The organism is Rugamonas sp. DEMB1 (genome assembly GCF_029834475.1).
In the GTDB taxonomy this organism is placed as follows: Bacteria; Pseudomonadota; Gammaproteobacteria; order Burkholderiales; family Burkholderiaceae_D; genus Rugamonas; species Rugamonas rubra.
Window position 1 is genome coordinate 4,788,308 of the sequence record NZ_CP122407.1, and the last position, 19,152, is coordinate 4,807,459.

The 19,152-nt window shown below is 68.3% G+C and carries 18 protein-coding genes and 2 pseudogenes; 11 read left to right on the forward strand and 9 right to left on the reverse strand.

Annotated elements, in window-relative coordinates; translation table 11 throughout:
• Nucleotides 1-121: 121 nt before the first annotated feature.
• The 6 genes from QC826_RS31765 (at nt 122) to QC826_RS22075 (ending at nt 5,337) form a co-directional block, all read left to right on the forward strand.
• Nucleotides 122-493, forward strand: coding sequence for an MATE family efflux transporter (locus tag QC826_RS31765; protein WP_409567687.1), 372 nt, complete (start codon nt 122-124; stop codon nt 491-493).
• Nucleotides 415-1,503, forward strand: a complete 1,089-nt coding sequence (locus QC826_RS22060; protein ID WP_409567688.1) for an MATE family efflux transporter — start codon at nt 415-417, stop codon at nt 1,501-1,503. The genes QC826_RS31765 and QC826_RS22060 overlap by 79 nt, the downstream gene beginning before the upstream one ends.
• A gap of 175 nt (nt 1,504-1,678) precedes the next feature.
• Nucleotides 1,679-3,889, forward strand: coding sequence for a S9 family peptidase (locus QC826_RS22065; protein WP_279762456.1), 2,211 nt, complete (start codon nt 1,679-1,681; stop codon nt 3,887-3,889).
• Between the two features lie 156 nt (nt 3,890-4,045).
• Nucleotides 4,046-4,297 carry a DUF4160 domain-containing protein gene (locus tag QC826_RS31770; protein WP_409567689.1) on the forward strand — a complete coding sequence of 84 codons (252 nt, stop codon included), beginning with the start codon at nt 4,046-4,048 and terminating at the stop codon, nt 4,295-4,297.
• Nucleotides 4,281-4,712 carry a DUF2442 domain-containing protein gene (locus QC826_RS22070; RefSeq protein ID WP_279762457.1) on the forward strand — a complete coding sequence of 144 codons (432 nt, stop codon included), beginning with the start codon at nt 4,281-4,283 and terminating at the stop codon, nt 4,710-4,712. Before QC826_RS31770 ends, QC826_RS22070 begins: the two co-directional genes overlap by 17 nt.
• A 130-nt stretch (nt 4,713-4,842) precedes the next feature.
• Entirely contained in the window at nt 4,843-5,337 is a 495-nt protein-coding gene (locus QC826_RS22075; RefSeq protein ID WP_093386098.1) for an Hcp family type VI secretion system effector, read from the forward strand.
• A gap of 112 nt (nt 5,338-5,449) precedes the next feature.
• Here the strand turns inward: QC826_RS22075 and QC826_RS22080 are convergent, their stop codons facing one another.
• From QC826_RS22080 to QC826_RS22095, 4 genes and pseudogenes are all read right to left on the reverse strand, one after another.
• On the reverse strand, nt 5,450-5,635 hold the full coding sequence (locus QC826_RS22080; protein WP_279762458.1) for a CsbD family protein: 186 nt from the start codon (nt 5,633-5,635) through the stop codon (nt 5,450-5,452).
• A gap of 121 nt (nt 5,636-5,756) precedes the next feature.
• Complete coding sequence (locus QC826_RS22085; protein ID WP_279762459.1) at nt 5,757-6,392, reverse strand: class I SAM-dependent methyltransferase; 636 nt, start codon at nt 6,390-6,392, stop codon at nt 5,757-5,759.
• A gap of 63 nt (nt 6,393-6,455) precedes the next feature.
• Nucleotides 6,456-7,982 (reverse strand): M13 family metallopeptidase, encoded by a 1,527-nt coding sequence (locus QC826_RS22090; protein ID WP_313872889.1) that lies wholly within the window; start codon nt 7,980-7,982, stop codon nt 6,456-6,458.
• A 118-nt stretch (nt 7,983-8,100) separates the two neighbouring features.
• Nucleotides 8,101-8,562, reverse strand: a pseudogene (locus QC826_RS22095) (hypothetical protein); the annotation flags it as partial.
• Between the two features lie 297 nt (nt 8,563-8,859).
• Here QC826_RS22095 and QC826_RS22100 point away from each other — a divergent pair.
• A complete protein-coding gene (locus tag QC826_RS22100; protein ID WP_279762460.1) occupies nt 8,860-9,684 on the forward strand; it encodes an HDOD domain-containing protein in 825 nt (274 codons plus the stop codon).
• Between the two features lie 215 nt (nt 9,685-9,899).
• The gene (locus QC826_RS22105) at nt 9,900-10,181 is read left to right on the forward strand and encodes a flagellar protein FliT (protein WP_099415847.1); all 282 of its coding nucleotides are present in this window, start codon (nt 9,900-9,902) and stop codon (nt 10,179-10,181) included.
• A gap of 119 nt (nt 10,182-10,300) precedes the next feature.
• On the opposite strand, the gene QC826_RS22110 is transcribed toward QC826_RS22105, so the two are convergent.
• Nucleotides 10,301-11,521, reverse strand: a complete 1,221-nt coding sequence (locus QC826_RS22110; RefSeq protein ID WP_093386082.1) for an aminotransferase class I/II-fold pyridoxal phosphate-dependent enzyme — start codon at nt 11,519-11,521, stop codon at nt 10,301-10,303.
• Between the two features lie 349 nt (nt 11,522-11,870).
• Entirely contained in the window at nt 11,871-13,256 is a 1,386-nt protein-coding gene (locus QC826_RS22115) for a FimV family protein (RefSeq protein ID WP_279762463.1), read from the reverse strand.
• A gap of 175 nt (nt 13,257-13,431) precedes the next feature.
• Between QC826_RS22115 and fumC the strand changes: the two are divergent.
• Nucleotides 13,432-14,828, forward strand: a pseudogene (gene fumC, locus QC826_RS22120) (class II fumarate hydratase).
• Between the two features lie 24 nt (nt 14,829-14,852).
• On the opposite strand, the gene QC826_RS22125 reads toward fumC, so the two are convergent.
• Nucleotides 14,853-16,013 carry a hypothetical protein gene (locus QC826_RS22125; RefSeq protein ID WP_279762464.1) on the reverse strand — a complete coding sequence of 387 codons (1,161 nt, stop codon included), beginning with the start codon at nt 16,011-16,013 and terminating at the stop codon, nt 14,853-14,855.
• A gap of 179 nt (nt 16,014-16,192) precedes the next feature.
• Between QC826_RS22125 and QC826_RS22130 the strand changes: the two genes are divergently transcribed.
• Nucleotides 16,193-16,411, forward strand: coding sequence for an RNA-binding S4 domain-containing protein (locus tag QC826_RS22130; protein ID WP_093386072.1), 219 nt, complete (start codon nt 16,193-16,195; stop codon nt 16,409-16,411).
• A gap of 166 nt (nt 16,412-16,577) precedes the next feature.
• The gene (locus QC826_RS22135) at nt 16,578-16,841 is read left to right on the forward strand and encodes a hypothetical protein (RefSeq protein WP_313872792.1); all 264 of its coding nucleotides are present in this window, start codon (nt 16,578-16,580) and stop codon (nt 16,839-16,841) included.
• Between the two features lie 40 nt (nt 16,842-16,881).
• Here the strand turns inward: QC826_RS22135 and QC826_RS22140 are convergent, their stop codons facing one another.
• The gene (locus tag QC826_RS22140) at nt 16,882-17,352 is read right to left on the reverse strand and encodes a DoxX family protein (protein ID WP_313872793.1); all 471 of its coding nucleotides are present in this window, start codon (nt 17,350-17,352) and stop codon (nt 16,882-16,884) included.
• Between the two features lie 96 nt (nt 17,353-17,448).
• Nucleotides 17,449-19,131 (reverse strand): DUF692 family multinuclear iron-containing protein, encoded by a 1,683-nt coding sequence (locus tag QC826_RS22145; protein ID WP_279762468.1) that lies wholly within the window; start codon nt 19,129-19,131, stop codon nt 17,449-17,451.
• Between the last annotated feature and the right edge of the window lie 21 nt (nt 19,132-19,152).

The following is a 19,152-nucleotide window of genomic DNA, read 5'->3' on the forward strand; positions in this document are numbered from 1 at the left end:
TGACGACAATATCAATCGACGAAAATGTAACATTTTCCCCGCCGCGTGCCCAGACTTGACTTGTTCAAGCCGGCAATGTTATTTCAAAGTAAAATCTACGGTTTTCCCTGCGGAACACGCCATGCCCACCTCCTTCACCCTGCCCGCCATCCGCGCCGAAGCCGCCGGCCTGTGGCGCCTCGCCTGGCCGATGCTGGTCGGCCAGCTGGCCACCGTCGGCATGGGCGTGGCCGACGTCGCCATGACCGGCCACGCCAGCGCCGACGAGTTGGCGGCGGTGTCGCTGGGCGCCTCGATCTGGTCGATCATCCTGGTCACCGTGACCGGCGTGATGATGGCGATGAACAGCATCGTCGCCCACGACGTCGGCGCCGGACAGCTCGGCAAGATCCCCCGCGCGGTGCGCCAGGGCCTGTGGAAGGCCTCGGCGTCGGCGTCATCGCCGCGCTGCTGGCCAACCTGGCCACGCTGCTGTTCGACCACCTCTACCTGAGCGACACGGTCAACGCCCAGGCCTCGCTGTTCGTCCACATCATCAGCCTGGGCCTGCCGCCGTTCGCCGCCTACCGCGCCCTGTACGGCTACAGCACCAGCATCGACCAGACCAAGCCGGTGATGCTGATCGCCATCGGCGGCCTGTTCTTCAACATCGCCGTCAACTGGCTGCTGGTGTACGGCAACTGGGGCTTCCCCGTGCTGGGCGCGGTCGGCTGCGCGGTGGCCACCAGCGTCGGCCTGTGGCTGATGCTGGCGGCGATGGTGGTGTGGATCAAGCTGGCGCCGGCCTACCGCGCCACCTATCCGTTCGACCGCTGGGAGGCGCCGCACTGGCCGCAGATCAAGAACATGCTGCACCTCGGCCTGCCGATCGGCATCACCCACTTCGCCGAGGTCAGCGCCTTCGGCGCCGTCAGCCTGCTGATCGCCCGCTACGGCGCGGTGCAGATCTCGGCGCACCAGATCGCGCTGAACTTCTCCTCGCTGGTGTTCATGGTGCCGCTCAGCTTCGGCATCGCGCTGATCACCCGCGTCGGCCAGGCGCTGGGCGAAGGCAACCCGGCGCGGGCCCGCTTCGCCGCCTGGGTCGGCGTGGCCATGTCGCTCGGCTTCGCGGTGCTCTCGGCGGCCTTGATCGTGCTGCTGCGCCACCAGATCGCCGCCGCCTACACCTCCGACCCGGCGGTGCGCGAGCTGGCCGCCCACCTGCTGCTGTTCGCCGCGCTGTTCCAGCTGTCCGACGCGACCCAGGTGGCCACCTCCTGCGCCATTCGCGGCTACAAGGTGACCCGCCCGCCGATGGTGATCCAGCTGTTCGCCTTCTGGGGTTGCGCGCTGCCGCTGGGCTGGTTGCTCGGCCTGGCGCCGGCCGCCCTGCCGTGGGCGCCGGCCGCGCCGATGCGCGCCGAAGGCTTCTGGATCGGCCTGGTGCTGGGCCTGACCATCGCCGCCGTGCTGCTCAGCGGCTCGCTGCAGCGCTTGTCGCTGCGGCGCCTGCGCGCCTAGCCGCGCGCGGGCAAACCGGGGGCGCCGCCGCGCGCCTTGCGCCGCCGAACGAAACACGGTTTTCGGCGGGCGATTCCGAAGGCCGCCGTCTCGCTATCGGCGCCGATGTCTGGTATCGTCTGGCGTCATTTAACGGGCCGCCGGCCGGCGGTCCCACTCACATAACGAGACATCCATGCGCTTTATCCTTTGCTTCCTCGCCGCCCTGGCCGGCGGTCCCGCCGCCGCCGAACGCCTGACCCTGGACCGCATCCACGCCGACCCGGCGCTGGGCGGGCCGGGCGTGCGCAACCTGAAGGTGTCGCCCGACGGCGCCCGCGTGACCTTCCTGCGCGGCCGCGACGACAACCAGTTCCAGCTCGACCTGTGGGAGTTCAACCTGAAGAACGGCAGCACGCAGCGCCTGGTCGACTCGAAGGTCCTGGTGCCCGACGAGCAGCTGTCCGACGCCGAGAAGGCGCGCCGCGAGCGCGAGCGCACCTCCAGCCTGAAGGGCATCCTGAGCTACTCCTGGTCGCCGGACGGCAAGCAGCTGCTGGTGCCGATCGCCGGCAACCTGTACCTGGTCGACATCGCCAAGCCGGACCAGGCGCGCCTGGTCGCCGCCGGCAACGTCTACGATCCGAAGATCTCGCCGAAGGGCCGCTACGTCTCCTTCGTGCGCCAGCAGAACCTGTACGTCATCGAACTGGCCACCGGCAAGGAACGCCAGCTGACCAGCGACGGCGCCGGCACCGTGCACAACGGCGAGGCCGAATTCGTCGCGCAGGAAGAAATGGGCCAGCGCACCGGCTACTACTGGGCGCCGGACGATTCGGCCATCGCCTACAAGCGCTACGACGAGGCGCCGGTGCCGGTGGTGCGCCGCTTCGAGATCTTCGCCGACCGCACCGACGTCGTCGAGCAGCGCTACCCGGCCGCCGGCGACGCCAACGCGCTGGTGCAGTTGATGATCGTCTCGCCGACCACGGGCGAGCAGCGCAAGGTCGACCTCGGCGCCAACCAGGACATCTACCTGGTGCGCGCCGACTGGAGCGCCAACGCCAAGGCCCTGCTGTTCCAACGCCAGAGCCGCGACCAGAAGACGCTGGAGCTGGTCTCGGTCGACGCCGCCACGCTGGCGCAGCGCGTGCTGATCACCGAAACCTCGAAGACCTGGGTCAGCATCCACGACGACCTGCGCTTCCTGGGCGGACGCGAGGCCTTCATCTGGGCCTCCGAGCGCAGCGGCCGCAACCACCTCTACCTGTACGACTTGAACGGCAAGCTGCTGCACGCCATCTCGCGCGGCGAATGGGGCATCGACAACGTGCTGGCCGTCGACGAGAAGGCCGGCAAGGTCTTCGTCGCCTCCAACCGCGACGCCGTCATCGACAAGCAGACCTACGCGCTGGCGCTCGACGGCAGCACGGCCGACGCGCCCAAGCGCATCACCCAGGCCGACGGCTGGCACGACTCGGCCTTCGCCCGCAACGGCGAGGTCTTCGTCGACACCTTCTCCGATCCGGACACGCCGCCGCAGGTCAGCGTGCGCCGTCCCGACGGCAGCATGATCGCCTGGCTCGAGCACAACGAACTCGACGCCAAGCACCCCTACGGCGCCTACCGCGACGCCCACCTGCGCACCGAGTACGGCAGCCTGAAGGCGAAGGACGGCCAGACGCTGTACTACTCGCTGCTCAAGCCGAGCAACTTCAACCAGTTCAAGAAGTACCCGGTCTACCTGTCCACCTACGGCGGCCCGCACGCCCAGCACGTGGCGCGCAAATGGGGCAACCTGTTCGACCAGTACATGGCGCAGCAGGGCTTCGTCGTCTTCCGCCTGGATAACCGTGGCTCCTTCCGCCGCGAGCGCGCCTTCACCGACGCCATCTACCAGCACCTGGGCCGGCACGAGATCGAGGACCAACTGAGCGGCATCGAGTGGCTGGGCAAGCAGAGCTTCGTCGACGCCAAGCGCATCGGCGTGTTCGGCTGGAGCTACGGCGGCTACATGACGCTGCGCCTGCTGGCGGCGGCCTCGGACAAGATCGCCATGGGCGTGTCGGTGGCGCCGGTGACCGACTGGAGCCTGTACGACACCCACTACACCGAGCAGTTCATGGGCCTGCCGAAGGAGAACGTCGAGGGCTACCGCGACAGCGGCGTCTACGCCCACCTCGACGGTTTGAAGTCGCCGCTGCTGCTGATGCACGGCATGGCCGACGACAACGTGCTGTTCACCAACACCACGCGCATGATCGACGCCCTGGTCAAGCGCAACGTCCACTTCGAGCTGATGACCTATCCGGGCGCCAAGCACGGCATCTCCGGTCGCGGCCCGCAGCGCCACGTCTACGGCAACATCGAGGCCTTCTTCAAGAAGCACCTGGGCGAGGCCAAGTAGGTCCGGCCGGCGTTACCGCCCGCCAGCGCCAGCCCGCCTTCATGGCGGGCTTTTTTTGATCTGTACATAACGGTGGTGGTCAATTCAGTAGAAAAACCGTCCTACAATAGATCTGGCCAATTCCAGAAAAACCCAATCCGCTTGGGTTTTGATACAATGCCCACAGTACTCAGAATCTTCGGCTTGCGCGTCGTCATTTATCCAAACGACCATCGCCCCGCCCATGTTCATGTGCAGGGGAATGGCTGTGAAGCGGTTTTTGACTTGCACTGCCCCGGTGGCCCGTCGGAACTACGCGAAAACTACGGCTTCCCGAAAAAGGACCTGATCAGAATTGCCGGCGCGCTCGCCACCGAACTAGATCAACTGTGCGCCATATGGAGGGAAATTCATGGACCTCGTTACTGATGCTGAACTTATCGCGGCGAATCGTCGCGGCGCCGAGAAAAAGGCGGCATATCCCACCGCCATCGCGGCGCGCTTTGACCGCCGCACCGCACGGATCGTGATTTCGCTCAACAGCGGCTTGAACATCACATTCCTCCCTCGCGACGTACAAGGTTTCGAGAACGCACAAGCCGCCGACCTCGTCGAGGCGGAAATCAGTCCGTCCGGTCTAGGCATACATTTTCCCAAGATCGACGCGGATATTTACATCCCCGCCTTGCTGGAGGGCTTCCTCGGTTCCCGAAGCTGGATGGCGGCGCAGAACGGCCGCTCGGGCGGCAAATCGTCCTCGCCGGCAAAGACGGCCGCCGCACGCAACAACGGCAAACTCGGCGGGCGCCCAAAGAAGGCCAAGAGCCTTGTCGAAGAGACATAAGCTGTCACTCCGCGCCCCCAGGCGTTCTCAGCCTTGTTTGCGCGGCCACAAATTGGCATTTTGCTCAGCGTTCGATAATGCCCGCTGCGGAGCACTTCCGTTCCGTTAATGATTGATTCCAGGAGGAATTATGGCTATCGACGTTTATCTGCACATCGACGGTATTCGCGGCGAATCCGCCGACGACAAGCACAAGGATTGGATCGAATGCAAATCGGTCAACTGGGGCGTCAGCCAGCCCAAGTCGGCCACCGCTTCGACCGGCGGCGGCCACACCGCCGAACGCTGCGAGCACCAGGACATCGTGCTGCACAAGCTGGCCGACCTGGCCTCGCCGGTGCTGCTGCAAACCTGCGCCGCCGGCAAGACCATCCCCAAGGCGCGCATCGAGTTCATGCGCGCCGACGGCCAGGGCGAGCGCGTCAAGTACTACGAGATCGAACTGGAGAACGTGCTGATCGGCGCGGTCTCGCCCAGCGTGGCCGAGGGCGACATCCTGGCCGAGGACGTCTCGCTCAAATTCTCCAAGGTGAAATGGCGCTACACGCAGCAGAAAATCACCGGCGGCGCCGGCGGCAACACGGCCGGCGGCTGGGACTTGTCGACCAACCGCATCGCCGCGTGAGGCCGCGCCGCGCCGGCCGGCCGCGCCGGCCGCGCACGCAAAAACAGCCGCGTTCTCGCGGCTGTTTTTTATCGTCCGCCCGCCGCAGCAAGCGGCTGGCGGCGCGGCACAATCAGATCTTGTCGATCGCGTCCTTGACCGCTTCCTTGGCATCGCCCAGGCCTTTTTGCAGCTTGCCTTCGGCCTGCTGGTTCAGGCCCTTGGCCTGTTGTTCCGAACTACCGACCAGCTTGCCGGCCTCTTCCTGGATTTTGCCGCCGATGTCTTTCACGGTGCCTTTAACTTGATCCTTGTTCATGCTGAACTCCTTGATGGTAGGTTGAACTGCTGAGTACACCGCCTGTGCCGTGTGCTTGAAACCATCATAGGGAAGACGAACGCGGCCTTCCGTGCGTTCGCGAACGGAGCGCCAACATTGTTTACTCGACAGGCTTGCGCCACACGCTGGCCAGCCACGGCTGCTGCTCGCGCGGCAGCCCCGGCGGCCGGTAGTAGTGGCCCAGCGGCAGGAAGCCTGCCGCCACCATGAAGGCCTGCCAGGCCGGCCAGTCGTGGTAGCTGCCGTAGCGCGGCCCGTTCCAGCCCTCGCGGTTGTCGCCGCGCGGATTCGAGCTGAACAGCACGCCGCCCGGCTTCAGGCAGGCGCGCAGATCGAGCAGCACCTGCGGCAGCGCCGCCGCCGGCACGTGGAACAGCGAGGCGTTGGCGAACACGCCGTCGTAGCGCTGCGCCGGCAGATCGAGTTCGACGAAGTCCTGCTGCCACACCTCGCAGCCGCTGAAGGCGCGCGCCATCTCGGCGAAGCGGGCCGAGCCGTCGACGCCGACGGCGTGGTGGCCCAGCGCGGCGAAGGTTTTTAAATCGCGGCCGGGTCCGCAGCCCAGGTCGAGGAGGTGGAACGGCGCCGGCGCCTCGATGGCGTCGAGCAGCGCGGCGATGTTCTGGCTGACGTCGTGGTCGATGGTGCCGGCGAAGAACTGCTCGGCGCTGCGCTCGTAGTGCTGCAAGGTCAGCTGGGTGATCTGTTCGATCGGCGTGGGCTCGTGGTCGGGCATGCTTGGTCTCGCGAAGGCGGCGCCGCGATGCGCGCCGCCAGTCGCGCTACTTTACCAGAGGCGCTACCAGACGCGCACGCGGTCCTTCGGCGCCAGATACAGCTTCTGGCCCGGCTGCACGTCGAAGGCCTTGTACCAGGCGTCCAGGTTGCGCACGGTGGCGGTGCGCCACTTGTCGGGCGAGTGGCCGTCGGTCTGGATCTGCTGGCGCAGCGCCGCCTCGCGCGTCTTCTCGCGCCAGCTCATGGCGTAGCCGGTGAAGAACTGGCGGTCGGCGTCGGCCTGTTCCGGCTGCCCGCGCAGCGTGGCGCGGAAGGCGTCGTGGGCGGCGGCCAGGCCGGCCAGGTCGGCCAGGTTTTCGCTCAGCGTCTGCTGGCCGTTGATGGCCAGGTCGGCGAAGGGTTTGTAGGCAGAGTACTGCTTGGCCAGCGCCTTCGAGGCCTGCTTGAAGTGGGCGCCGTCGGCCTTGCTCCACCAGTCGCGCAGGCGGCCTTGCGAATCGAACTGGGCGCCCTGGTCGTCGAAGCTGTGGCTGATCTCGTGGCCGATGGTGGCGCCGATGCCGCCGTAGTTGACGGCGTCGCTGGCGGCCGGATCGAAGTACGGCGCCTGCAGGATGGCGGCCGGGAAGTTCAGCGCGTTCTGCATCGGCAGGTTGACGGCGTTGACCAGCTGCGCCGGCATGGCCCATTCGCTGCGGTCGACCGGTTGGCCCAGCTTGGCTAGCTGCTGGCGCGTGTGCAGCTGCTCGGCGCGCTCGACGTTGCCCAACGCGTCGCCCGGCACCACCTCCAGCTCGTCGTAGCCGCGCCAATGGTCCGGATAGGCGACGCCGACGTACAGGGCCTTCAACTTGGCGTGCGCCTCGGCCTTGGTGGCCGGTGCCATCCAGTCCAGCTGGTCGATGCGGTGGTGGAAGGCGTCGACGATCTTGCCCACCATGTCCTGCAGGCGCAGCTTGGCCTGCGGCGGGAAGTAGCGCGCCACGTAGAGTTGGCCGACGGCGTCCGGCATGGCCGCGTTGACGGCGGCCAGCGCGCGCTTCCAGCGCTGCGGCTGCTGCGGCGTGCCGGACAAGGTCTGGCCGTAGAAGGCGAAATGCTGGTCGGCCAGCGCCTTCGGCAGCATGGCGTGGGCGTGGTTGATCTGGTGGAAGCGCAGGAAGTCCTTCCAGGTCTCCAGCGGCGCCGAGCCGACCAGGGCGGCGGCGCCGCGCATCGCGCTCGGATGCCAGACCGTGAAGCTGTCCTGCCCGGCCAGGCCGGCGCTGGCGAACAGCGCGGCCCAGTCCATGCCCGGCGCCTTGCGCGCGAAGTCGGCGGCGCGCCAGTTGTTGTTGGCCTTGAGGACGTCGGCCGAGTCCTCGCGCGTGGCGTGGCTGGCGGCGAGCTTGCGCTCAAGCGCGAAGACGGCGGCGGCGCGCTGCTCGGCGCGCTCGATGCCGGCCAGCTTGAAGGTGGCGGCGATGTGCGCCTGGTACTGCGTGCGCAACTTGGCCATGGCCGGCTTGGCGTCGAGGTAGTAGGCGCGGTCCGGCAGGCCCAGGCCGCCCTGCAGCAGGTAGGGCCGGTTGTGCGCCGGGTCTTGCAGGCACCTGGGCGATCCACAGGCCGAACAGGTTCTCGGTGAAGAAGTCGGTGGCGTTGAGCGGGTCGACGTCGGCGCGCAGGCCGGCGCCCAGCGCGCGGGTCAGCGCGGCCTTGTCGGCGATGGCGTCGATGCGGCCCAGTTGCGCGCGCAGCGGCGCCAGGCCCTTGGCGTCGATGCCGTCCTGGTCCAGCGCGGTGGCGTAGTAGGCGGCGACCTTCTTCGCTTCGGCGCTGGCGGCCGGGTCGGCGGCGACACCGTCGATCAGCTTGACGATGCGGCTGTTGGTGTCCTCCACCAGCGCGGCGCCGACGCCCCAGCTGCTGCGGTCGGCCGGGATCTCGACGCTGTTGAGCCAGTCGCCGTTGACGTGGTCGAAGAAATCGTCGCCGGCGCGCGGCGCGGCCTTGCCGGCAGGCTGGGCGGCGGCGGCGGCGGGCGCGTTATCGGCGGCGGCGAAGGCCGGCGCGGCGGCCAGCGTGGCGCCGCACAGCGCCAGGCCGAGGGCGATCTTCAAGGGGGTGAGGCGCGGCGGTCGGGTGGGTGCTTGCATGGTGCTCCTTGGGTGGGGGAATCTAATCATCAATTTGTCGCGCGCGGAAAACGGCGATCCGGCGCAATTCGCCAGTTCGCCAGTTCGCCAGTTCGCCAGTTCGCCAGTTCGCACACTAGCGCGAAGGGCGCGGCGTGTCAGCTGCGCTGCGACGAACTGCGGATTTGGCGGAATAGGCGGAATAGATAGCGAAATGACAGCGACAAGTGCGGCGCCGTCGCGGCAGCGCTTGAAAAGATACGCTGCGGCAGCAAAATTCCTTTTTTCCTTCTGGGAATGGTTATATAGTTCACCGGTAGCAACGCGAATTCCAATGAGGAGAAAAATATGAAACTTGATGCACTGTTCCAGAATCCAACTGCGTTGCCCACCGCTCCCAAGGTCGTCGAGGAGCTGATCAGCAGTTTTGACAAGGCCAGCGTTTCCACCGAGGAGATCGCGAAGAAATTGTCGACGGATCCGGTGCTGAGCGCCAAGCTGCTGCGCCTGGCCAACTCGGCCTACTACCATGTCTCGCGCTCCATCGGCACCGTCGAGGACGCCGTACTGATGCTCGGTTTCGTCACCGTGCGCACCCTGGTCATCAGCTCCGGCCTGGTGAGCGGCTTCAAGACCGTGCCCGGCCTTGATCTAAAACAATTCTGGCGCTACAGCCTGCACACCGCCGTCTCGGCCAAGTGGATCGCCAAGCAGTGCGGCGAGAACACCGACCTGGCCTTCACCATCGGCATGATGCATTCGATCGGCCAGCTGGTGATCCACTCGGCGATGCCGGAACAGGCGATGGCGCTCGACAAGGTCGCCGGCCCGCTCGACTCGCGCCGCATCGACGCCGAGATGAGCTCCTTCGGCTACAGCTTCGCCGACGTCGGCGCCGAGCTGGCGCGCCGCTGGAAGTTCCCGGCCTCCTTCTCGGAAACCATCTGCGCCTTCCCCAACCCGCTGACGCCGGAAGTCAACCGCCTGGCCGCCGTGGTGCACCTGGCCGCCTGGCGCGCCCGCGTCGAGGACGGCAAGCTGACCGAAGAGGAAATCGCCTCCTGCTACCCGACCGAGATCGCCGACGCCCTCGGCCTGGCGCCGAACGCGCTGGTCGACAAGATGCCGTCGCCGGACGAACTGAGCGCCGGTTTGGAAGACCTGGTGCGCTAAGCTTTCCGCCCTTGGCGGCGACGGAGGCCGGACACGCAGCGCTGCGTGTCCGGCCTTTTTTGTTTTTCCGACAGCATTTACCGCCCGCCTTCCCGGTTTTTCGCGATTGTTTTCGAAAATATCCGAATTATTTTCAAAATAGCCCTCAAGTTTCCCGAATGCACGTCGTTAATCTGGACAAGCGGTAGTCTTTTTCCATTTTCCAGGGTGCGCTCATGACCTCCACCGAAGTGTTGTCGATGTACGAAAATATAGCCGGCCTGAGCAATCAGATGGTGGCGGCTGCCCGCATGAGCGACTGGGACGGCCTGCGCCAGCTGGAAGGCCAGTGCGCCTCCGAGGCGCGCGGTGCCGCCAACGGCGTACCCGCCCTGAGCGGCGCGCCGCGCCTGCGCAAGATCGACCTGCTGAAACAAATCCTCGCCAACGACCGCGCCATCCGCGACGTCACCGAGCCTTGGATGAACCAGGTTCCCGGCCTGTCGCAGCGCCAGTAAGGCGCCGCCCGCCCAACAAAAAAGCGCCCTCGGGCGCTTTTTGCGTTTCTGGGACAGGCGTGCCGGGACGCAGCCCGGCGGCGGACGCGGCAGCGCCGCGCCAACCGCCCCGCCCTCCTTTACTCGGCGATCGCCGTCAGCAGCGCCAGTGCGATGCCCTCGGCCGCCTTGGTGATCTCGTCGAGCGAGGGGAAGCTCGGCGCGATGCGGATGTGGCTGTCGTCCGGGTCGCGGCCGTAGGGGTAGGCGGCGCCGGCCGGGGTCAGCGTGATGCCGGCCTCCTTGGCCAGCGCGACGGTGCGCTTGGCCATGCCGTTCGGCGTCACCAGGTCGATGAAGTAGCCGCCGTCGGGACGGGTCCAGCTGACGCCGTCGACCTTGCCCAGCAGGCGCTCGAACTGTGCCAGCACGGCGTCGAACTTCGGCTTGAGCAGCAGGCGGTGGCGCTCCATCAGCGCCTCCACGGTGGCGCTGTCCTTCAGCAGGCGCACATGGCGCAGCTGGTTGATCTTGTCCGGGCCGATGCTGCGGATGCCGGAGTGGCCGGTCCACCAGGCGATGTTGGCCGGCGAGGCGGCCAGGGCGGCGACGCCGGAGCCGGCCCAGCTGATCTTCGAGCTGGAGGCGAAGACGATGGCGCGGTCCGGGTTGCCGGCGGCGGCGCAGGCGTCGAGGATGCTGGCGCAGGCGCGCTTCTCCTCACCCAGATGGTGGAAGCGGTAGGCGTCGTCCCACAGCAGGCGGAAGTCCGGCGCCGCCGTCCGCATCGCCGCCAGGCGGCGCACCACCTCGTCCGAGAACACCACGCCACCCGGGTTGCTGTACTTCGGCACGCACCACATGCCCTTGATGCTGGCGTCGGCCGCCACCAGGCGCTCGACCAGGTCCATGTCCGGACCCTGCTCGGTCATCGGAATGTTGATCATCTTGATGCCGCGCGCCTCGCAGATGGCGAAGTGGCGGTCGTAGCCGGGCACCGGGCAGAGGAAGGTGATGGGCTGCTGGGCGATCCACGGCGCGTGGCCGGGCACGCCGGAGAGCAGGCTGTAGACGATGACGTCGTGCATCAGCGACAGGCTGGCGCTGCTGTCGACCACCACTTGCGCGGCCGGCACGCCGAGCAGCTCGCCGAACAGCGCGCGCGCCTCCGGCAGGCCGACGGTGCCGCCGTAGTTGCGCGCGTCGGTGCCGTCGGCCGCCTTGTAGCCGGGCAGCGCCTCCATCAGCGCGTTGGACAGGTCGAGCTGTTCCGGCGCGGGCTTGCCGCGCGACATGTCGAGTTTCAGGCCGAGTTGCTTGAAAGCCTGGTATTGCTGAGATGGGGAGTCTGCTGCTGTCATGGGGCTCTTTCAAAATGGGTCACGCCTGCGGCGCGGGCACCATTGAGCCTTGTGCGGCCGGGTGGGCCGCACTGACGATCACTTGGGGGGGAGGAATTCTGGAGAGCGAACACCAGGTATCTCCTGGTGTCGCCTCGTCGCCGGTTGCATCCGGCGTTCGCGAGCGCATTGTCGGCATCGCAAACCGCTTCCAGGCCAAGTCGTTTCTTCAACGCTCATTCCAATTGCCGCGCCACACTATCGTTGGTGGCTGCGCCGGACCAGGGCCTGTTTGTACTGCTAAGAGCACGGAGTTAGTATAACCTACATTTTTGAAAATTGTCGAGCCTGTTCAAAATGCTTATTGACTTTATGATTTTTCCTGCTCCAGCAACTCTTCCGGCATCACCTCGGGCAAGGGCTGTTCCGCCCCGGCCGGCTTCTTCCTGCGCCAGCCCTGCCAGATCTTCAGCGGCGCGCTGCCCATGCCGGCGGCCTTGCGGCGGCGCCGCAGATACCACAGCAAACCCAGGGCCAGCAGCAGCGCAGCGGCGGCGGCGGCGGCGGCCAGCAGGCCGGTGTTGGCGGCCGGCTCGGGCGGCTTTTCCTTCTTGTCGCTGTATTTGAGCTTGGGTAGACGCTTGGCGGCCGGGGCGGCCACGATGGGCGGCGGCGCGGCGTGCGTGTCCGTCGCTGCGCTCGCTGCCGCCGAGGCCGCCGACGTGCTTGCGGCGGCGTGCGGCGCGGCCGTGGCCTGCGCCGCAGTGTCGGCATGCGCCGCCGGCACGCTAGGCGGCGCGGACTCGGCGTGCGGCGCCACCAGGGCGGCGGCCGGCGCGGCGGCATGGCCAGCTCCGGCCGTGGCGGCACCGGCGACAGGCGGCCGCGCCGGCGTTATGGGCGGCGGCGTCTTGCCGGCGCCCGGCGGCGACTCCAGCGCGTTTTGCAGCACCTTGACCTTGTCCTCCAGCTCGACCAACTTGGTCGACAAGCTGGCATTGCGATAATCCAGGGCGACGCACTCCTTGGCGCTCAGGCCGGCCGGCTTCGCCACGCAGGCCGCAGCGCCGGCGTCCTGGCGCATGGGCGGCGGCATCGGCTTGGCGGCGGCATCGGCGGCAGTGGTGGCAGTGGTGGCGGCGCGACGGCGGGCGGCCACGGCGGGCGCAGGCGCGGGCGCGACGGCAGACGCGGCCGGGTGGCGGGCAGCGCCGCCGGCCGGCGCACGTGGCGCCATGCGCGGCGGCGGCAACTCGTCCAGCTCCTCGCCGGGCGCGAGGGAGGCGCGCGCCGACAAGGGCGCCGGTGCCGGAGCTGCATAGGCCAACGTCGGCGGCGGCAGCGGATGGGGATCGGGCTGCAGCCAGACGGTGGCGGCGCGCACCACCTGGCGGCCGGGCGCGCCCAGTTCGAGGAACAGGTGGATGTAGTTGGCGTCGACCGCCTGCAAGGTGGTGACGTGGAGGAACTGGCGCTGGTCGCGCCGCACCACCGACATGCGCACCGTGCCCAGCGCGGGGTTCATGCGGATGTTGGCGCCGCTGAACACGTCGGGCAGCGCCAGCCGCACCGGCAGGCCGGCCACCTCGTCGGGCGCCAGCGAAATCAGCTCGATGTCGGCCGACAATTGCTGGCCGACATAGGAGCGCACGGTGATGTCGCCCAGCTCGACCGCCCGCACGGACGGGCACAGCAGTGCCGCCAACAGGAAGGCGCCAGCGCGCGAGGTCATCGAAAAAAGTGGTCTGCGCTGCATGTCGTGGTCGCTTGGATGCGAATTCTTGAAGTGTATCAGCTATAACGGCTGAAAATCGCCGTTTTGTAGCCCTCCGTAAATAATTGCTGTCGGCCACCATCCGTTCGGCGTGACAAAACTTCAATCTCAACCCTGCGCTAAAATGGCCGGCACCACCCCCACAGCAAGGAATGCCATGAGCAGCAGAACCGAACGCGACAGTTTTGGCCCCATCGAGGCCCCGCCGGGCAGCTGTGGGGGGCGCAGACCCAGCGCTCGCTGGAGCACTTCCACATCTCCACCGAACGCATGCCGCCCGAGCTGATCCACGCCCTGGCCAGCGTCAAGCGCGCCGCCGCCCGCGTCAACCTGGACCTCGGCCTGCTCGACGGGCCGATGGCGGTGGCGATCACCCAGGCCGCCGACGAGGTGTTGGCCGGCAAGCACGCCGGCGAGTTCCCGCTGGCCGTGTGGCAGACCGGCTCGGGCACGCAGACCAATATGAACATGAACGAGGTGCTGGCCAACCGCGGCTCCGAGCTGATGGGCGGCCTGCGCGGCGAAAGCCGCCTGTTGCACCCGAACGACGACGTCAACCGTGGCCAGTCGTCCAACGACATCTTCCCCACCGCCGTCTACGTCGCCTGCGCCCAGGCGCTGCGCCAGGCCGTGCTGCCGGCGCTGCGCCGGCTGCGCGCCACGCTGGCGGCCAAGAGCGAGGCCTTCGCCGACATCGTCAAGATCGGCCGCACCCACCTGCAGGACGCCACCCCGCTGACGCTGGGCCAGGAGTTCTCCGGCTACGTCGCCCAGCTCGACTTCGCCGGGCAGGCCATCGAGCAGGCCCTGCCCGGCGTGCTGCAACTGGCCGCCGGCGGCACCGCCGTCGGCACCGGCCTGAACGCCCACCCCGAGTTCGCCGCGCGCATCGCCGCCGAGCTCGAGCGCGCGCTCGGCCTGCCCTTCCGCAGCGCCGACAACAAGTTCGCCGCCCTGGCGGCGCACGACGCGCTGCTGTCGGCCCACGGCGCCCTCAAGACCCTGGGCGCGGCGCTGATGAAGATCGCCAACGACGTGCGCTGGATGGCCTCCGGCCCGCGTTCCGGCCTGGGCGAAATCAGCATCCCGGAAAACGAGCCGGGCAGCTCGATCATGCCGGGCAAGGTCAATCCGACCCAGTGCGAGGCGCTGACCATGCTGTGCTGCCAGGTGTTCGGCAACGACGTCGCGCTGACCTTCGGCGGCGCCTCCGGCAACTTCGAGCTGAACGTGTTCAAGCCGCTGATGGCGCACAATTTCCTGCAGAGCGCGCGCCTGCTGGCCGACGGCATGCGCAGCTTCGAGCACCACTGCGCGCGCGGCATCGAGCCGAACCGCGAGCGCATCGGCGAACTGATGGAACGTTCCCTGATGTTGGTGACGGCGCTGGCGCCGCACATCGGCTATGACCGCGCGGCGCAGATCGCCAAGCGGGCCCAGCATGAAGGCACGACCTTGAAGCAGGCCGCGCTGGCGCTCGGCTTCGTCACCGAGCAGCAGTTCGAGCAGTGGATCGTGCCGCTGGCCATGACGCGGCCGAACGCCAAGGGCTAGCCGCCGGCGGCAGCGGCGCGACGCTCAGAAACCGAAGGAGTAGCGCACGCCGATCAGCAGGTCCGGGCGCGCCGTGGCGTCGTGGCCGGGGTTGACGCGCAGCATCAACGCGCCGGTCAGCTTGCCCTGCCTGCCCTGGTAGCCCAGCACGCGGGCGTAGCTCAGTTCGAGGTCGCGCTCGACCGCCGTCGGCCGCAGGTTCAGCGTGCGGCTGTCATAGCCCAGCGCGGCGCGGCCGGCCGGCGCCAGCTGGCCGCCCAGTTGCAGCGTACTGTCGCGCACCATGGCCGGCACCGACAGCGTCAAGCCCAGGCGGTCCGAGCGGTGCCACAGCTGGGTGCGCGACCAGCCCACGCTGTAGGCCACCGTGCGCACGCTGGTCACCTGCCCGATCAGGCTGTCCGCGCCGCCGAAGCCGGCCGTGCGGCCGGACGAGGCCATCGCCACCAGCGAGCTGTTGGGCGATAGCGCGTAGCCCACCGACAAGGAGGTGAACACCGTGGTCGGACTGGTCTTCAGCGCCAGCGCCTGGGTCTGCTGGCTGCCCAGCAGCGAGCCGCTCTCGCGCAACATGCCGAAGCTGACGATGCCCACCGCCCGCCCCATCTTTTGTTCGAATTCGGCGCTGCTGAGGAAGCGCTTGCCGTGCTCGCCGGCGAGCAGGCCGAGCGGATCGGCGCGCGGGCTGCTGGCCGACAAGGCGCCGACGCGCAGGCGGCCGCCGCCGCTGGTGGCGAAGCTGACGCCGGCGTGGCTGGCGTCGTTGACCATCGCATAGTAGGGCGCGTTGAACTTGCCGCCACCGGCCAGCTCCAGCGGCGCCAGGCCGGACGCCTCCAGCCCGAAGAACTTGCCGCTCATGCCGCCGGCGCCGAAGCCGACCACGGTGCCGCGCGCGTCGCGCCGGGCGAAGGCGACGGCGCTGCCATCGGCCGCCAGGCTCAGGCTGCGGCCCGGCTGCGCCAGCTCGATCAGGCCCGCCGCACGGTCCATCGCCGAGAACAGCGCGCCGGCGTGCTGGGTGGCGCCGCCAGTCTGGTACTGCCAGGCTTGGTAGGGGCGGAAGCGATTGTCGGCCGTCGCCGATGCCGCTGTGGCGCTGAACGGATCGGCCGCCAGGGCCGCCGTGGAGGCGAGCGCCAAGCCGAGGGCGCCGGGGTGGAGGTAGTAGCGGAACGTTTTCATGATGACCTCTCGCGAACGAGTGCTGCCACAAGTAGCAATTTCAGCTTAGCAATTGATTTTCCTTATAGCAATGCCAAAGCGACATCGGGGATCGAGTAAACTATACGCCTGTCGGAATGCCGCTACACTTGCCGGAGTGGTGGCAAGCCACATTACACATCAATGCAACAGAGGATAAAATGCAGAAAGTCAGTTTCGAGTTGAGCGGGGAATTTGTCGAGTTGAACCAGTTGTTGAAGCTGGTCGGACTGTGCGACAGCGGCGGCGCCGGCAAGGTCATGGTGGCCAGCGGCGTGGTCAAGGTCGACGGCAAGAAGGAGTTGCGCAAGACGGCGAAGATCCGCGCCGGCCAGCAGGTCAGCGTGGGCGACGTCAAAATCAGCGTCGACGCCGCTTGATTTTGCTCTTGCATTTGGGCAATATAGAACTAAGCTGAAAGGAGCCAGCGCGCTTGAGCGCACGCAAACCGCCCCGATTTGGCCGTCGCTATAGTGGGCCTTGGGCCGCGCGCTTCTTTTCAACCAGTCACAGGGGAACGCCATGGACGGCCCTCAGCAACCCAATATGCAAAGCCAGGAACGCTTGATCGGCGATCTGCGCCAGGTGATCGAAAACGCCGAAGAGCTGTTGAAGAACACCGACCAGTACCACACCGCGCTGTACCAGAACGCCAGGGCCAAACTGGCCCAGGCGCTGCAGGCGGCCACCGAGGAGCTGGCCCGCTTCGAGGACGAGCAACTCGACCGCATGATCCAGGCCACCGACGCGGCCTGCGCGCTGCACCACGAGGCCGACGGCGAAGCGCGCGTGCTGCGCGCCTTCCGCTGAGCCGGGGCGGCGGCGGGCGGCGCCGCGCGGCGCCGCCCGCTCAGCGTCCGGCGCGCTGGTTCTCGATCACCGCGTCGAGCGAGAAGCGGCCCGGGCCGAAGGCCAGCAACACCAACAACATCCCCCCCCAATAGAAATGGTCGTTGATCGCCGCCGGGCAGTCGAAGCTGAACAGCTGCGGGTAGGAAACGACGGCCATCAGGTTGACGGCGAACAGGCCCAGCGCGGCCGGGCGCGACAGCAGGCCGACGAACAACAGCAGCGGAAAGGCCAGCTCGCCGGCCACGCCGACGTAGGCGGCCAGTTCGGGCGACAACAGGGGCACCTTGTACTCGTCGCGGAACAGGGCCAGCGTGCCGCCCCAGTCGCCCAGCTTGAGCATGCCGGCGCGGAAGAACTGCGAGCCGACGTAGAAGCGCAGCACCAGGCTGAGCATGGAGCCGCCCCAGTCGCTCAGGGTGGCGTCGAAACGGGACAGCTGCTGGTGCAAACCTAAGATCATTTTCATCATTGTTTTCTCTTTGGTTGATAAAGCGGTCGGGTGGCCCGGACGGGCAAGGCGGCTGGCCGCCTGCCCCGGGCCGTCATATGCGTCGTATGCGGCTACTCAAGGTGCGATCGCGACGATCAAACCGTGTTCCATCCATTGCCGCAGAGCGGCGGCGACGTCGAAGCCCTCGTCGCGCTCGAAGGCGGCGTCGAGCGCCGCGCCGAAGCTGGCGCCGCCGGCCAGCCGCGCCAGCGCGGCGTGGGCCGCCGGGGCCAGCGGCAGCAGGCGGGCGCGCCAATGCGGCCGCGCCACCACGGCGTGGCTGGGCGCGGCCATGTCGTCCGGGAAGGCGGCGCCGGCGCCGGCCTGGTGCGCCAGCCACAGCGGCACCACGGCCCAGTCCGACGCCAGCAGCGCGCAGGCCGGATGCAGCCGCAGCCGCGCCGCCTCCAGCCGCTCCGGCGTCAGCCCGGCCAGTTGCTCGGCCGTCACCGGCGCCGCCTCGGCGGCGTAGTGGGCGCGGTGCAGCGCCCACTCCAGCCGCGCCATGTCGGGCAAGTAGGGGTACTCGGCGACATGCGGAAAGCCGGCCAGGAAGTCGGCGAAGCGGGCGCCAAACTGGTTCAGGTCGGCGTCCTGCGACGGCCGGGCGCGGCCGTAGGCCTGGCCCAGTCCGTCGAAGAACTCCTCGCCGACCAGCGCCCGCAGCACCGGATAGGCCGCCGCCAGCGTCTTGCCCCAGGTCGCGCCCAGGTTGCCGCGATACAGGGCGAAACGCTGCCCGGCGTGCGCCCCCTTGAAGCGGGCCAGCGCCGCCGGGGCCTGCGCCGGATCGAACAGCGCGGCGGCGAAATCGTGCTGCTCGGCCGCCAAGGTGTGCGGCGGCGCCGGCGATGGCGGCGCCGGCGCGGCGGCCCGGCCGGCCGGCGCGTCGAAGCGCAGCGCGGCGCTGCCGCCCCGCTCGCCGGCGACCTCGGCGGCGGCGGCGCGGGCCTGTTCGGCCTGGTCCAGCAGGACCTCCAGCGCCGGCAGGTCGGTGTCCCACTCGATCAGCGTGGGCAGCGTGCCGAAGCGCCGCAGCGCCGCCTGGTACAGCCGCCAGACCGGCTCGGCCACCACGTCGCCGTGGTGGTCGATCACCGCCAGCGGCGTCACCAGGTGGCCGGCCAGATGGATCTCGCCGACCGCGCCGAGCGGAATGGCGGCGATGGCCGCCAGCGCGTCCTCGCCGTGGTTGCACTGGTTGACGTACAGGTTGTTGATGTCGAGCAGCAGCGCGCAACCGCTGCGGGCGGCCAGCGCGGCGAGGAACTCGGCCTCGCCCATCTGGTCGCCGTGGAAGCGCACATAGGTCGAGACGTTTTCCAGCAGCAGTTGGCGGCCCAGCGCGTCCTGCACCCGGCCGACCCGCTCGCACAGCAGGTCGAGCGCGGCGCCGTCCAGGCGCATCGGCAACAGGTCGTTGAGCTGGCGGTCGGCCACGGCGCCCCAGCACAGGTGCTCGGACACCAGGGCCGGCTCGGCGCGCCGCACCAGCTCGCGCACGCGCCGCAGATGGCTGTCGGAAAAACCGCGCGCCGAACCGAGGCCGAGGCCGACGCCGTGCAGGCTGAGCGGGTAGTCGCGCCGCAACTGCTGCAGCACGTGCCAGTCCCAGCCGGCCAGGTCGAGATAGTTCTCGGTGTGGACCTCGAGCCAGTCGGCGCGCGGCCGCTGTTCGAGGAACCGGCGGTAGTGCGCCGCCCGCAGGCCGACGCCGAAGCCCAGCACGGGGGCCACGGCGGCGCTTCGCTGCGACATGATGCGGACTCCGCTAGCGGA

Coding starts and splice junctions, on each gene's coding strand:
- QC826_RS31765 (WP_409567687.1), top strand. CDS start 122: ATGCCCACCTCCTTCACCCTGCCCGCCATCCGCGCCGAAGCCGCCGGC.
- QC826_RS22065 (WP_279762456.1), top strand. CDS start 1,679: ATGCGCTTTATCCTTTGCTTCCTCGCCGCCCTGGCCGGCGGTCCCGCC.
- QC826_RS31770 (WP_409567689.1), top strand. CDS start 4,046: ATGCCCACAGTACTCAGAATCTTCGGCTTGCGCGTCGTCATTTATCCA.
- QC826_RS22070 (WP_279762457.1), top strand. CDS start 4,281: ATGGACCTCGTTACTGATGCTGAACTTATCGCGGCGAATCGTCGCGGC.
- QC826_RS22075 (WP_093386098.1), top strand. CDS start 4,843: ATGGCTATCGACGTTTATCTGCACATCGACGGTATTCGCGGCGAATCC.
- QC826_RS22080 (WP_279762458.1), bottom strand. CDS start 5,635: ATGAACAAGGATCAAGTTAAAGGCACCGTGAAAGACATCGGCGGCAAA.
- QC826_RS22085 (WP_279762459.1), bottom strand. CDS start 6,392: ATGCCCGACCACGAGCCCACGCCGATCGAACAGATCACCCAGCTGACC.
- QC826_RS22100 (WP_279762460.1), top strand. CDS start 8,860: ATGAAACTTGATGCACTGTTCCAGAATCCAACTGCGTTGCCCACCGCT.
- QC826_RS22105 (WP_099415847.1), top strand. CDS start 9,900: ATGACCTCCACCGAAGTGTTGTCGATGTACGAAAATATAGCCGGCCTG.
- QC826_RS22110 (WP_093386082.1), bottom strand. CDS start 11,521: ATGACAGCAGCAGACTCCCCATCTCAGCAATACCAGGCTTTCAAGCAA.
- QC826_RS22115 (WP_279762463.1), bottom strand. CDS start 13,256: ATGCAGCGCAGACCACTTTTTTCGATGACCTCGCGCGCTGGCGCCTTC.
- QC826_RS22125 (WP_279762464.1), bottom strand. CDS start 16,013: ATGAAAACGTTCCGCTACTACCTCCACCCCGGCGCCCTCGGCTTGGCG.
- QC826_RS22130 (WP_093386072.1), top strand. CDS start 16,193: ATGCAGAAAGTCAGTTTCGAGTTGAGCGGGGAATTTGTCGAGTTGAAC.
- QC826_RS22135 (WP_313872792.1), top strand. CDS start 16,578: ATGCAAAGCCAGGAACGCTTGATCGGCGATCTGCGCCAGGTGATCGAA.
- QC826_RS22140 (WP_313872793.1), bottom strand. CDS start 17,352: ATGATGAAAATGATCTTAGGTTTGCACCAGCAGCTGTCCCGTTTCGAC.
- QC826_RS22145 (WP_279762468.1), bottom strand. CDS start 19,131: ATGTCGCAGCGAAGCGCCGCCGTGGCCCCCGTGCTGGGCTTCGGCGTC.